The 13,859-nt window shown below is 72.0% G+C and carries 11 protein-coding genes and 1 riboswitch; of the genes, 3 read left to right on the top strand and 8 right to left on the bottom strand.

Features of this window, described 5'->3' with window-relative positions; all coding sequences use genetic code 11:
• The first annotated feature begins 87 nt into the window (after positions 1-87).
• Complete coding sequence (locus tag Vlu01_RS04220; RefSeq protein WP_203994036.1) at positions 88-3,822, top strand: hypothetical protein; 3,735 nt, start codon at positions 88-90, stop codon at positions 3,820-3,822.
• A gap of 31 nt (positions 3,823-3,853) precedes the next feature.
• On the opposite strand, the gene pspM is transcribed toward Vlu01_RS04220, so the two are convergent.
• The 7 genes from pspM to Vlu01_RS04185 all read right to left on the bottom strand — a co-directional run bounded on the left by pspM (position 3,854) and on the right by Vlu01_RS04185 (position 10,046).
• The gene (gene pspM / locus Vlu01_RS04215) at positions 3,854-4,630 is read right to left on the bottom strand and encodes a phage shock envelope stress response protein PspM (RefSeq protein WP_373307277.1); all 777 of its coding nucleotides are present in this window, start codon (positions 4,628-4,630) and stop codon (positions 3,854-3,856) included.
• A 28-nt stretch (positions 4,631-4,658) separates the two neighbouring features.
• The gene (locus tag Vlu01_RS04210) at positions 4,659-5,519 is read right to left on the bottom strand and encodes a PspA/IM30 family protein (RefSeq protein WP_203994030.1); all 861 of its coding nucleotides are present in this window, start codon (positions 5,517-5,519) and stop codon (positions 4,659-4,661) included.
• A 182-nt stretch (positions 5,520-5,701) separates the two neighbouring features.
• Positions 5,702-6,160, bottom strand: a complete 459-nt coding sequence (locus tag Vlu01_RS04205; RefSeq protein WP_203994027.1) for a helix-turn-helix domain-containing protein — start codon at positions 6,158-6,160, stop codon at positions 5,702-5,704.
• Between the two features lie 163 nt (positions 6,161-6,323).
• Positions 6,324-6,833 (bottom strand): CinA family protein, encoded by a 510-nt coding sequence (locus Vlu01_RS04200; RefSeq protein ID WP_239095687.1) that lies wholly within the window; start codon positions 6,831-6,833, stop codon positions 6,324-6,326.
• 68 nt (positions 6,834-6,901) lie between these two features.
• The gene (gene pgsA, locus Vlu01_RS04195; protein WP_203994024.1) at positions 6,902-7,495 is read right to left on the bottom strand and encodes a CDP-diacylglycerol--glycerol-3-phosphate 3-phosphatidyltransferase; all 594 of its coding nucleotides are present in this window, start codon (positions 7,493-7,495) and stop codon (positions 6,902-6,904) included.
• Positions 7,496-7,581: 86 nt separating this feature from the next.
• A complete protein-coding gene (gene rimO / locus Vlu01_RS04190; protein ID WP_203994021.1) occupies positions 7,582-9,066 on the bottom strand; it encodes a 30S ribosomal protein S12 methylthiotransferase RimO in 1,485 nt (494 codons plus the stop codon).
• Positions 9,067-9,122: 56 nt separating this feature from the next.
• Entirely contained in the window at positions 9,123-10,046 is a 924-nt protein-coding gene (locus Vlu01_RS04185) for an ornithine cyclodeaminase family protein (protein ID WP_203994007.1), read from the bottom strand.
• 90 nt (positions 10,047-10,136) lie between these two features.
• A riboswitch (guanidine-III (ykkC-III) riboswitch) is annotated at positions 10,137-10,203 on the top strand.
• A 56-nt stretch (positions 10,204-10,259) separates the two neighbouring features.
• Between Vlu01_RS04185 and Vlu01_RS04180 the strand changes: the two genes are divergently transcribed.
• Together Vlu01_RS04180 and Vlu01_RS04175 are read left to right on the top strand one after the other, a co-directional pair.
• The gene (locus Vlu01_RS04180; RefSeq protein WP_203994004.1) at positions 10,260-10,574 is read left to right on the top strand and encodes a DMT family transporter; all 315 of its coding nucleotides are present in this window, start codon (positions 10,260-10,262) and stop codon (positions 10,572-10,574) included.
• 72 nt (positions 10,575-10,646) lie between these two features.
• Positions 10,647-10,901 (top strand): hypothetical protein, encoded by a 255-nt coding sequence (locus Vlu01_RS04175; RefSeq protein ID WP_239095686.1) that lies wholly within the window; start codon positions 10,647-10,649, stop codon positions 10,899-10,901.
• 493 nt (positions 10,902-11,394) lie between these two features.
• On the opposite strand, the gene Vlu01_RS04170 is transcribed toward Vlu01_RS04175, so the two are convergent.
• Positions 11,395-13,842 (bottom strand): FtsK/SpoIIIE family DNA translocase, encoded by a 2,448-nt coding sequence (locus Vlu01_RS04170; protein WP_203994000.1) that lies wholly within the window; start codon positions 13,840-13,842, stop codon positions 11,395-11,397.
• Positions 13,843-13,859 lie beyond the last annotated feature (17 nt).

Raw genomic sequence — 13,859 nt, 5'->3', positions numbered from 1 at the left:
CGGTTGAGGGCTCACGGAACGTCAGCACGCGCGTCCGCGCCGCCACGTCGGGGTGGTGGCCGCCGCGCCCCGATCACCGGGAGAGCCATGGCCGTGTTCCGCAGACTCCGGTCGACCTGGCTGGACCGCGCCGCCCGCACCGACCAGCCGGGCCCGCCGAGCGCCGTCCCCGCCACCCGAACCGGTCCGGACGCGGAGAACGCCACCCCGGCCCACCCTGATCGCGACATTCCCGCCGGGCCGGACGACACCGCCCCGGCCACCCCAGCGCGGACACCATCCGCGCCGCCGCGTCCAGCAGCCGGGCCGTCGCCGTACCCGACGCCGACCAGTCTCGATCCGACGGCGACGCCCCGCTGCTTCGGTCCGGTGCCGAACCACGCCTACAGTCCACTGCCCGCCCACGACGAGGACGGGCAGGTGATGACCGGCACCGGGCTGCGCAAGTTCGTCGACCCGCTGCCCGGCCTCGGCCCGATGGGACGTACCCCGCTCGGTGCCCACCTGCCGGTGGCCGTACCCGACACGATCACCCACCCCGGCTGCGACTACTACGAGATCGGGCTGCAGGAGTACGCCCAGCGGCTGCACCGGGATCTGCCGCCGACCCGGCTGCGCGGCTACCGCCAACTGAATCTGGGCACCGACCAGGACGGACACAACACGATCGCCCCGCCACCGCGACCCTGGCACCTCGGTCCGGTCGTACTGGCCCGACGCGGTCGGCCGGTACGCATCAAATTCATCAACCAGCTACCCGCCGGCCCGGCCGGCGACCTCTTCCTGCCTGTCGACCCGACGGTGCCCGGCGCCGGCCCGGGGCCCCTCGACGGACCGGCGCCCTACCCGCAGAACCGGGCGGTGCTGCATCTCTGTGGCGCGTCGACCGGCTGGATCAGCGCCGGCACTCCGTGGCAGTGGATCACACCGGCGGGTGAGATCACCCCCTACCCCGACGGTGCTGGCCTGGCCCACGTGCCGGACATGGCCCACCCGGGGCAGGGTGCCACCACCCTCTACTACCCCAACGACCAGAGCGGGCGGCTGCTCTGGTTCCACGACAACACCGTCGGACTGTCCCGGCTGACCGTCTACTCCGGTCAACTCGCGCTCTACCTGCTCACCGACGACGTACAGGAACGGTTGATCGCCGACGGGACGCTGCCGGCCGAGCAGCTGCCGCTGGTCTTCGAGGACAAGACGTTCGTACCCGACGACGCCCAGCTCGCCGCGCAGGACCCGACCTGGGACCGGGACCGGTGGGGTGCCCGGGGGTCCCTCTGGCACCCGCACGTCTACCAGTCCCGCCAGAACCCGTACCGCCACGACGGGATCAACCCGACCGGCCGGTGGGACTACGGGCCCTGGTCGCGTACCGCCGTCCCGGTCGGTCCCGAGGCACCCGCCGCCGTTGTGCCCAACCCGCACCACGACCCGGTCACCGACCCGGACGAGCCACCGGAAACCCCCGGTGTGCCCAGCCCGAGCGCGGTGCCCACCGCCTACGGCGACACCATCCTGGTCAACGGTGCCGCGTACCCGTACCTGGAGGTGCAGCCGAAGCTCCACCGGTGGCGCATCCTCAACGCCTGCGCCGATCGCTGGCTTAACCTCCAGCTGTACCGGGCCGCCTCGGACGCGCCGATGTGGACACCGGAGGGTCGTCTCGCCGACGCCGCCGCCGGCGAGGTGCCGATGGTCGACGCGGTACGCGCGCCGGACCGGCCAGCGGAATGGCCCACCGACGGACGGTCCAGCGGCGTGCCGAACCCGGCCGCCGCCGGCCCGCGGATGATCCAGATCGGCAACGAAGGCGGCCTGCTGCCGGCCCCCGTGATCGTTGCGAACCGGCCGATCGGCTATCGCTACGACCGACGCGATCCCACCGTGCTCAATGTCGACGGCCACGCGCTGCTGCTTGCCCCCGGCGAACGGGCCGACGTGCTGGTGGATCTCGCCACCGTCGCCCCCGGCACCACCCTGATCCTCTACAACGACTGCCCCGCCCCGCTGCCCTGCTTCGATCCCCGCTACGACCACCACAGCGGCGGCCCCGACCGCACGACCGAGGGCGGCGCGCCACCGACCGTGCCCGGGTACGGCCCGAACACCCGAACTCTGGTGCAGCTACGGGTGACGGGCACCGGTACCGGTGCCGCGCCGTACGACCTCGATCGGCTGCGGGACCGGCTGCCCGGCGCGTACGCGGCCAGCCAGCGCCCCCCGGTCGTCCCGCAACCCGCCTACGACCCCTGCTTCGGCACCGCCAGCGCGGCGACCCGGACGCCGCTCCACGCCACCACCGTGGAGTTCACTCCGCCCGGCGGCGCGCCGGTGAGTCTGCCGCTGATCGTCAAATCCGTGGGGCAGGTATTCGAGCCCGACTTCGGTCGGCTCACCGGCCGCCTCGGCGTGGCTCACCCGCACGGCGGCCCCCGAGGCGACGCCACCCTGCCGCTCGGTCCCACCGAGCCGGCCACCGAGGTGGTGTACGCCAGCGACCCAGCCCTGGCGGTCGGCACACCGGGCGACGGCAGTCAGCTCTGGCGGGTACGCGGTTGGGGACGGCAGAGCCATCCGGTGCGGTTCGACGGGCTGGACGTCCAGGTGGTCGGCCGGGTCGGGCGGGACGGCGCGATCCGACCGCCGCACCCCGGTGAACTCGGCTGGAAGCAGGTGGTGCGGGTCGATCCGGGAGAGGACGTCCTGCTCGCGCTGCGCCCGGAGGCTCCGCCCCTGCCGTTCAAGATCGGCGACAGCGTACGGCTGCTCGACCCGGCCCGACCTGCCGGCGTCCGGCTCGATTCCACCTCGATCAGCCCCATCGACGGGCGGCCCGCGACGGTGGTCAACCAACTGGTCAACCTGGGCTGGGAGTACCGCTGGGGCAGTGCGGCGGCCGGCCACCGGGACCAGGGCATGAGCCGGCCGCTGGTGGTCCGGGTATCGCCCCGGGCACCGACCGGGCTCACCGCCGCTCCGGTCCCGGGTTCGGCGACCGCGCTGCCGGCGATCACCCTCGCCTGGACCGGAAACGGCAGCCGCTCACCGGCCACCAGTCACCTGTTGCAACGGGCCACCGACGCGACCTTCACGAACGGGCTGACCCCCATCACCGTGGCAGCCACGGCGACCCGCTACACCGACGCCACCGTCACCCCCGGCGTCACCTACCACTACCGCATCCGCGCCGAGAACGCGGCGAGCTGCTCCACCTGGTCGAACAGCGTTCCCGCCTCGGTACAGCTCACCGCGCCCGCCAAGCTGACCGCGAGCATTCCACCCGCCGCACCGCTACGGATCGCGCTGCGCTGGGTGAACCGTTCCTTCGCCACCGGCATCGACGTGCAACGCGCGACCAACCCGACCTTCACCAGCGGGCCGGGCACCACCGCGATAAGCGTCGGTGACAACCATCTGGACTCGGCGGTCGCACCCGACACCACGTACTACTACCGGGTACGCACCACCTACCTGGGTGCCGCCTCCCCGTGGTCCACCGTCGCCACGGTGACCACTCCACCCGCACCGGGCACACCGACCGCGGTCAGCGTGGCCGCCACCGTCCCCGGCCCGGACACCGCGACCGTGGTGCTGAGCTGGTCAGCGAGCACACCCACCGGTCCAGGCACCGGCTTCACCGTGGAGCGGGCCCTGGATCCGGCGTTCACCCGGGACCTGGCCACGTTCACCGTCACCGGCCGTGGCTTCACCAACACCGGTCTGGCCCGGGGCGTCACCTACCACTACCGGGTGCGCTCGTTCAACGTGGTCGGTGCCTCCGCGTACACCGGTCCCATCCCGGTCACCATCCCACCCTGACCGTCCCGGTCATCGTGGTCGCGCTCGATGATCAGCTCGACGGAGCGGGGCGGGAGACGGCGCGTAGTTCGGAGAGCGCCGAGGCGAAGCCGTGGAGAAGATCGGTGGCCTCGGTCAGGCGGGCGGCGGCCGGGTGCTCGGTTGCCGGGCGGTACTCCTCGGCGAGGTAGCCGGCGGCGGCGACCACCAGGCGCTCGTACGCCTCCACTCCCGTGTCCAGTTGCCCGGCGAGCGCCCGGTGCGCCTCGACCAGCGGCGGCTTGGCGTCAGCGGGCGCCAGACGTACCGCGCGTTCCACGCTGGCGACCCGGTTGGCCAGTTCGCGGAGCGACTGTTCGGCGGCGGAGGCTTCGGCGACCGCCGGCTCGGCGAGGCCGGTCAGCCGACCCACCATCGAGTTCATGGTGGCGGCGGCCCGGTCCAGGCGCTCCCACGGCTGGGCGGCGGCGGTGCCGCGCAGCGCGGTGCGGGAGCGGACCCGACGCACCTCGGCCAGCACGCCGGCCCCGGCGGGCAGTCTTTCCACGGCGGCGACCAGCCGGGCCCGGTTGCGGGCGGCGACCTGGGCCGGGTCGAGCGGTGGCGGTGCCGGCTGGGCAGCGAGGGCCCGCAGGTCAACCCAGCGCCACGCGGCCAGTGCGGTGCTCGCGCCCGCGGCGGCAGCCCAGGCCGCGTCCGCCAGACCGATCCCTGCGTACGGGGTCAGCACCGCTGCCGCGCCACCGAACCCGCCGGCCAGGACGCTCCACCGGCGGGCGGAGCCGCGCAGCCGACTCAGCCGGCGGAAATACCGGGTGCGCTCGTCCACTGCCACCGTCGCCTCCTCGATTCTCCGCTCAGCCGGCGGCCGTGGTGTCGCCAGTGCCGCGTTCACGGCTCATGCTGGCGCGGATCTCGTCGAGCCGGGCCACCGCCGGGTCGGCCGTGGCCGGCTGATCGGCGACGGCACCCCGATCGGCGCCCGCGCCGAGCTGATCGCCGGCCATGCTGGCGCGGATCTGGTCCAGCCGGGCGGAACCGGCCGAGTCCAGGGTGGCCTTCTGAATCTCGAGCATCCGGCCCTCAGCCGAGTTGCCGGCCAGTTCGGCGCGGCCCATGGCGTTCGCGTAGCGACGCTCGATCCGGTCACGTACCTCGTCGAGGGTGGGGGTGCTGCCGGGAGCGGTGAGCGCCGACATCGACTCCAGCGAGGCGGCGACGCTCTCCTGCATCTTGGCCTGCTCCAGCTGGCTGAGCAGCTTGGCGCGCTCGGCGAGCTTCTGCTGGAGGATCATGGAATTGTTCTCCACCGCCCGGCGAGCCTGCCCGGCGGCGGCCAGTGCCTGGTCGTGCAGGGTCTTCAGGTCCTCGGCGGACTGCTCGGCGGAGACGAGTTGGGTGGCCAGGGTCTGCGCGGACTGCTCGTACCGCCCGGCCTCGGCCTCGTCGCCCTTGGCCCGTGCCTGGTCGGCCAGGACGAGCGCCTGGCGGGCGTTGGCCTGCAACCGCTCGACGTCGGACATCTGCCGGGAGAGCTTCATCTCCAGCTGACGCTGGTTGCCGATCACTGCGGCGGCCTGCTGGACGAGCGCCTGGTGCTGCCGGTGCGCCTCGTCGATGGCCTGCTGGAGCTGCACCTTCGGGTCGGCGTGCTCGTCGATACGAGCGCCGAAGAGCGCCATCAGGTACTTCCACCCCTTGACGAACGGGTTGGCCATCTCCGCGGTATCCCCTCAATCACGTCGCTGTGCCTGCCCCACCCCGGTGACCGGGTCGGCTGCCGGCGATGGTGAAGTCCATCGTCCCAGCCGGGCGCCAACACGGCATCCGTACCGGCGAGAGGGGACGTCCGCGATCAACCCTACGCGGCGGGAGCTACCACGACCATCGGCCGCGAGGCTCAGGCGGCGTAGACCACGTCCCGGTCGCTACGGTCGGCGGGCCGGACCCGGGCGCTGCGCAGCGTGGCCTTCAGTGGGGAGTCCTGCCGTACGGAGACGGCGACGTTGCCGTCCGAGCTGACCTGGCGTACCCCTCGCCCGGTGGGCCTGTGCACCGATGCGGCGGCCACCGGCGTCGACTCGGCCGACTCGTCCTGCATCGGCACCAGCACGCCCGGGATCTGCTCGGCGAGCGCTACCGTGTCGCTGACCTCGCGCAGCAGCTCGGAGAGACGGGCACCCAGCGCGTCGCAGATCGCCGCGAGCAGCTCACTGGAGGCCTCTTTCTGACCTCGTTCGATCTCCGACAGGTAGCCCAGGCTGACGTTGGCTGCGGACGAGACCTCGCGCAGCGTGCGGTGCTGCCCCTGCCGGCGCGCCCGTAGTGCGTCACCGATCACCCGGCGTAGCAGGACCATCGCACCTCCCCTGGGGGACACAGTTCGCCCGGCCGACCGGCCTGCGGGAGCACCGGCTGTCGGAGCTTTCCCGCAACCGTACCCGCTGCGCGCCGCCGCGACATCCCACCCCGCCCGGTCTTCCCACAGCCGCCGCTGACCGCCTGGGTGGGTATGTCACGGATCAGGTGACGTCGAAAGCCTGGATGTGGTCGGCCAGCAGGCGCAGGGCCTCGGTCACGGCGGCGCCCCGGATGTGGTCGCGACCGCCGGCGAGATCGAGTTGCCGCACCTCGGTGTTGTCCGGACCGGCGACCGCGACGAAGACCAACCCGACCGGCTTGCCGTCCTGGGGCTCCGGCCCGGCCACTCCGGTGGTGGCCAGGCCCCAGTCAGCGCCACACCGGCGCCGCCCACCCTCGGCGAGCGCCTTCGCCACGTCGGCATCGACCGGGCCGCGCTCGGCCAGCAGTTCCGCCGGTACGTCGGCCAACCGTTCCTTCAGCTCGGTGGCGTAGACCACCAGGCCACCCCGGTAGACGACGCTCGCCCCGGCGATCTCCACCACCGTGGCGGCCAGCAGCCCTCCGGTCAGCGACTCGACGGTGGCGAACGTCTCCTGCCGCTCGGCGAGGCGGTGCACCACGCCAGCCGCCGCGGCACCCATCGAGCCCTCGGCCTCTCGCACACCCATGATCTGCATCCTTCCCGGACCTGGCGCGGTCTACGCGTCACAACGCCGGTCGTCGCCCCGACGTGGTCTCACCTCTGCGTGCGGCGCAGGCGGGTGGCCTGAGCGATGTAGTCCAGCCCGGTCACGAGGGTGATCGCGACCGCCGCGCCCATGATCCAGGGCCCGATGGGGGTGAGGGCGGCCGGCATCGGCCACAGGTACCAGGTGATGGCCAGTATCTGGAGAGCGGTCTTGATCTTTCCGCCCCGGCTCGCGGCGATCACACCACGCCGGATCACCCAGAACCTCAGGGCGGTGATGCCCAGCTCCCGGGCGAGGATGACCACTGTCACCCACCACGGCAACCGGTCGTACCAGGACAACAGCAGCAGGGCGGCGCCGGTGAGCGCCTTGTCGGCGATCGGGTCGGCCACCTTGCCCACGGCGGTGACCAACCCGAACCTCCGGGCGATCCACCCGTCGACCAGGTCCGTGACCGAGGCCACGGCGAAGATGACGCAGGCGATGACCTGCCATCCGGCGTGCGTCATCCCCGACATCACCACCGAGGCGGCGAAAACCGGCACAAGCAGCAGCCGCAGCGCGGTCAGGGCGTTGGCGGCGTTGACGACGGGCACCCGGGGCACCACCGGCACCGGCGGCGATTCCGTCGCCCCCGTCATCGAGTCGCCCCGCGTCGAGTCGCCCCGTTCGAATGGCGCACCCGGCACCACACCTCGCGCCCCCTCCGCCTCGTCCCAGCCCACCGTCACCGCGCCGCGCCGGGCGCGGCGGAGATCATCTCATCCGGTACGGCGAGCAGGTCGACTCCCTCGGTGCCGGTCACCGTGGCGCGGACCAGGTCGCCGGGACGCAGGGCAGCCAGGTCGACACCGCCACCGTCCGGGGCGACGAGCGTGGTCGACCCGTCCACCTCCGGTGCCTGGTGCGCGGCCCGCCCCTCGACGATCCCACCGTCGATCGCGTCGACGAGCACCTCGACCGTCGACCCGAGGCGGTCCTCGGCTCGCTGCGAACACAACTCGTCGGCGAGCGCGCTGAGCTTGTCGTACCGACGTTTGATGGTGGCGGCGGACACCTTGCCCGGCAGTCCGGCCGCCTCGGTGCCGTCCTCGTCGCTGTAGTCGAAGACCCCGATCGCGTCGAGTCGGGCCTCGGTGAGGAACCGCACCAGTTCGTCGACGTCGCGTCGGGTCTCGCCGGGGAACCCGACGATGAAGTTGCTGCGCGCCCCGGCCTCCGGTGCCAACTGCCGTGCGGCGGCGAGCAGTTCGAGGAAACGGTCGGTGGAGCCGAAACGACGCATTCGGCGCAGCACCGGCTCGCTGGAGTGCTGGAACGACAGGTCGAAGTAGGGTGCCACCCCCGGTGTGCTGGCGATCGCCTCGATCAGCCCGGGCCGGGTTTCGGCCGGCTGAAGGTAGCTGGCCCGGACCCGGACGATGCCGTCGACAGCGGCGAGTTGCGGCAGCAGCTTCTCCAGTGCGCGCGGGTCGCCCAGGTCCTTGCCGTAGGAGGTCGAGTTCTCGCTGACCAGCACGAGTTCCCGGACACCGCTCTTGGCCAGCCACTCGGCCTCGGCGAGCAGCTCGTCGGGGGTGCGGGAGACGAAGGCACCCCGGAAGGCGGGAATGGCGCAGAACGCGCAACGCCGGTCGCAGCCGCTGGCCAGCTTGAGCGAGGCCACCGGGCCACTGTCCAGCCGGCGACGCAGCACCGTACGCAGGTGTGCCGGGGTGTGCTCGTCGACGTCGTTGCGACCGTGCCCTGGCAGGGACACCGCGCTGTCGCGTCGGGCGACCGGGGTCAGCGGCAGCAGTTCCCGCCGGTCGCGGGGGGTGTGCGCGGCGAACTCCCGGCCGGCGACCACCGCGTCCAGCCGCGCGGCGATGTCCGGGTAGTCGTCGAAGCTGAGCACCGCCTGCGCCTCGGGAAGGCTGTCGGCCAGTTCCCGGCCGTACCGCTCGGCCATGCAACCGGCGGCGACCACCTTGGCGCCGGTGTCGGCGGCGGCCAGCAGCGTCTGGATGGAGTCCTGCTTGGCCTTCTCCACGAACCCGCAGGTGTTGACGACCACCACATCGGCGCCTTCGCCGTCGGTGGTCACCTGCCAGCCGTCGGCGTGCAGGCGGGCGGCCAGCTCCTCGGAGTCGACCTCGTTGCGGGCACAGCCCAGGGTCAGCAGCGCGACCCGACGACCATCAGGGGAAGGTGAGGAGGTGGCAGACACCACCCGAGGGTACCGGGCGACAGTGCCCGTACCGGCGACGGCGGTGTGAGCCGGGCCGCCTAGACCGCCGTGGCGAGAATCCGGATGACCCGGTCGAGCAGGAAGACCTCGGTGCCGGCCAGGCCGACTGAGCAGAAGACCGAGATCTGGTCCGCGCCGGTGCGGCCGGGTGCCGTGCCGGCCAGCACCGCACCCAGGTCACGCAACCGGCTGGCGTACGGCGGCTGCGCGGCGAGCATCGGCGGGGCGTACGCCATCGCCTGCGCCACCGAGTCACTGGCCAGCACGGCCGCGACGTCGAGCAGGTCGGTGCCGAACTCAGATCGGTCCAGCTGCTTGAAGCCGACCGCGTTGACGTGGGTGCCGGGACACAGGTCGGCGGCGCTCAGCACCGGTGTCGGGCTGGTGGTGGCCAGCACCACCACGTCCCGGTCGCGTACCGCCTCCCGGGCGGTCTCCACGGCGCGGGCCGGGATCCCGAGTTCGGCCCGCACCCGGGCGGCGAACGCCTCCCGACGCGCGGTCGAGCGGCTGTGCACGGTCACCTCGCGCAGGCGGCGCACGGCGGCGGCGGCCCAGACCTGGGTCCATGCCTGGCCACCGGAACCGATCACGCCGACGGTGGCCGCGTCCGCACGGGCCAGTGCGTCCACCGCCACCCCACCCAGCGCGCCGGTACGCCGCGAGCCCAGCTCCTCCCCCACGGCCACGGCCCGCACCGCGCCGGTCTGCCCGTCGTGCAGCACCACCACCTGTTCGGCCTCGGGATGCCCGAACGTGTCGTACGCCCGGTATCCGTACCACTGCCCGAGAAGGTGTCCGGCGGTGAGCACCAGCCGGCCGGCGCCGAGCGACGCGGCTGCCCGGGGCGGCGCGACGAGCTGCCCGTCGTAGGCGGCGAGCAGGGCCTGACGCATCGCGTCGACCGAGGTCGCTGCGTCCAGCGCGGCGGCGACCTCGGAATCAGAGATGAGCACGGTCACGGATCAATGGTGCAGCTTGAAGCAAGCTTGAGGTCCATCCCGGGTGACCCGTCTCACCGAGGCAACCATCGACCAGGTGCTACGGTCGGTTTCGGCGGCCCACGTGGCCGCCCCGGACGAGTCGTGGGCGTACCCGGTCAGGCCAAGACGCCCCGCGTGATGGACCGACTCGTCCCGGCCCCCGATGGCCGGGGCCCGTGAAAAGGTGACTCGATGGCCTGGATCGTGCTGGTGCTCTCCGGTCTGCTCGAAACGGCGTGGGCGATCGCCCTGGACCGCTCCGCCGGATTCACTCGACCCGTCGCCTCGGCGGTCTTCGTGGTCACGCTGGTGCTGAGCATGGCGGGGCTGGCGTACGCGCTGCGGGAGATCCCGGTCGGCACCGGTTACGCGGTGTGGGTCGGCATCGGAGCGGTCGGTACCGCGATCGTCGGCATGGTGGCGCTCGGCGAGCCGGCCAACCTGCTCCGCCTGATCTCCCTCCTGCTGGTGGTGGCCGGCGTGATCGGGCTCAAGCTCTTCCACTGACGCAAGCGTGGCAACCTCCGCGCGGGGTGGGCGTGGCGATCGTCCGTAGTGGGTAGAGACCGGACGGCAGACATGAGACGCACCCCCTTGGAGGAAGAGATGGCCACCAGCACCGTTCGCTCGACCAGCGCCGCCCGCATCTGCACCATCGTGGGCTTCGTGTGCGCGGTCCTCGCGCTGCTGCTCAACCCGATCCTCTTCGGAGTCATCGGCCTGGTCCTCGGCGTCGTCGGCGCGGTGCTCGGTGACAAGCCACTCGGCTGGTACGCCGCCGCGGCCAACGTGGTCGCCATGGTGCTGAGCATGCTGATCCTCAGCGCACTCTGATCCCCTTCCCCGAGCAGGCGGCCCGCCGCGTATCCGCGGCGGGCCGCCTGCTCATACCGCCAATTGGCCCGCTCCCAACTCCGCAGAGCACCGCAGAGCACCGCAGAGCACCGCCGAGCACCGCAGAGCACCGCAGAGCACCGCAGAGCACCGCAGAGCACCGCAGAGCACCGCCGAGCACCGCTACGGAGAGCAGCCCCCACCTAGGGTCACGGTGCGTAGCGTCACTCGCCACCATCCCTCATACCTCTTTCGCCGCTTTGCTCTGCTTCAACCCACGCAACATCTCGCGAGCTGCGATGACGCAGTCCCTCCCGGCAGTCCCTCCCGGCGCTACATAAAGAAGCGGCCGTCACCCACAGCGAACGTTGCGTATATTGAAGCAGAGCAAAGGATGCGGGAGGGTTGGTCTGCTTCGGCTGAGATCTCACGCTGTGTCATGACAGCAGGTTCGATGGGGGTGGTGGCACAGCTCGCTCGGCGGGCCGGCTGCTCAGCCGTCGCCACCCCGCAGGCCGTCCAGGACCTCTTCCAGCTCATCCGGCTTGATCAGCACGTCGCGCGCCTTGGAGCCCTCCGACGGGCCGACCACGCCCCGGGTCTCCATCAGATCCATCAGCCGGCCCGCCTTGGCGAAGCCCACCCGCAACTTGCGCTGCAGCATCGAGGTCGAGCCGAACTGCGAGGTGACCACCAGTTCCACCGCCTGCACCAGCAGGTCCAGGTCGTCGCCGATGTCCTCGTCGATCTTCTTCTTGCTGTCCTGCGCGGGGGTCAGCACGTCCGGGCGGAACTCCGGCTCACGCTGGTCCTTGCAGAACTTCACCACGTCGTTGATCTCGCGCTCGGTCACCCAGGCGCCCTGGATCCGGACCGGCTTCGAGGCACCCATCGGCAGGAACAGCCCGTCGCCACGGCCGAGCAGCTTCTCCGCGCCCGGCTGGTCGAGGATGACCCGGGAGTCCGCCAGCGACGAGGTGGCGAAGGCCAGCCGGGACGGCACGTTGGCCTTGATCAGGCCGGTCACCACGTCGACCGAGGGCCGTTGGGTGGCGAGCACCAGGTGAATGCCGGCGGCCCGGGCGAGCTGGGTGATCCGCACGATGGAATCCTCCACGTCGCGCGGGGCGACCATCATCAGGTCGGCCAGTTCGTCCACGATCACCAGCAGGTACGGGTAGGGGCGCAGCTCGCGCTCGCTGCCCGGTGGTGCCTTGATCTCTCCGTTGCGTACCTTCCGGTTGAAGTCGTCGATGTGCCGGACCCCGTTCGCGGCGAGGTCGTCGTAACGCATGTCCATCTCGCGGACGACCCACTCCAGCGAGTCGGCCGCCTTCTTGGCGTTGGTCACGATCGGAGTGACCAGGTGCGGGATCCCCTCGTAACCGGTCATCTCGACCCGCTTCGGGTCGATGAGCAGCAGCCGCACCTCGTCCGGCGTCGCCCGGGTCAGGATGGACATGAGCAGGCTGTTCAGGCAGCTCGACTTGCCCGCACCGGTGGCCCCCGCGATCAGGATGTGCGGCATCTTCGCCAGGTTGGCCACCACGTAGCCGCCCTCGATGTCCTTGCCGAGGGCGACCACCATCGGATGGTGGTCGCTGGTGGCCGCGCGCGAGCGCAGCACGTCACCGAGCGCCACGTTCTCCGGGTCGGTGTTCGGGATCTCCACACCCACCGCGCTCTTGCCCGGGATCGGGCTCAGGATGCGTACGTCCGGCGACTTCACCGCGTACGCGATGTTGCGCGACAGCTGGGTGATCCGCTCGACCTTCACCCCGTGCCCCAGCTCGACCTCGTAGCGGGTCACCGTTGGCCCCCGGGTGAAGCCGGTCACCGCCGCGTCCACGTCGAACTGGTCGAAGACTCCGGTGAGGGCGGCGATCACCTCGTCGTTGGCCTTGCTGCGGGTCTTCGGCGCGGCCCCACTGCCGAGCATGTTCGACGGGGGGAGCGTGTAGTCGCCGGCCAGACCGGTCAGCGCGAGCTGCTCGGCTCGGGTCGGCGCGGGCGAGTGCTCCGGCGGTTCAGCGGGCTTGCGGCTGGCCGGCACCCGGGACGGCGTCTTGCGCGGCAGAACCATGGTCTCCTGGAGATCCGCGCCGTCCAGGTCGTCGAAATCGTCCGGGTCCACCGGCGGTGCCGCCCGTTTGGTGGGCCGTCGCCGGGCCGATGTTGCGGACGCCTCCGTCTTCTCCGCGCCGTCCGGCCCGACCACGCCGCCGGCCAGCAGACCGAGCCGCTCGGGGATCTTGTTGATCGGTGTCGCGGTGACCACCAGCAGCCCGAACACCAGCAACAGGACCAGCAACGGCACCGCCACCCACGCGGTGACCGCGCGCTCCAGCACGCTGCCCACGCCCGCGCCGATCAGGCCACCGGCGAAGTCCCGCTCGCCCGGGCCGCCCGGCTGCTGACCGATGTGCAGCAGCGCGGCGGTGGAGACCAGCATGGAACCCCAGCCGACCAGTCCGCGCCCCCGGTGCTCGGGGTCACCGGGCTGACGCATCAGCCGCCACGCACCGATCCCCAGCAACACCGGCACCACAATGGAGATGGCACCGAGGAAGAGCCGGACCGTGTCGGCCAGTCGGGCACCGACCGGACCGGCTGCCGAGAACCAGATCGCGCCCGCACCGAGCAGGGCAAGACCGATGAACAGCAGACCGGCGCCGTCGCGGCGGTGCTCCGGGTCGAGGTCGCGGGCCGAGGCTGCCTGCCGGCCGGCGGCGCGCACCGCCCAGCCGACCCCGTGGGCCAGCCCCATCCACAGGGCCTGGAGCGCCCGACCGACGTACGCGGCAGGGCCCGGCCCTCTCGTCGAGGTGCGACGACGCGCCGGTGCACGGGTCTTCTTGGCCGGCTGGCGGGCACGACTGTTCGTGCTGCCACGCGGCGACGCGCCGCGCCGCCGACTCGCCTGAGGGGTACGGCCCGCCATAGCATCACCGTAACGGC

This window comes from Micromonospora lutea (assembly GCF_016863535.1).
Taxonomy (GTDB): domain Bacteria; phylum Actinomycetota; class Actinomycetes; order Mycobacteriales; family Micromonosporaceae; genus Micromonospora; species Micromonospora lutea.
The sequence above is the reverse complement of the archived record's forward strand: the minus strand, read 5'-3'. Positions and strand labels throughout refer to the sequence as shown.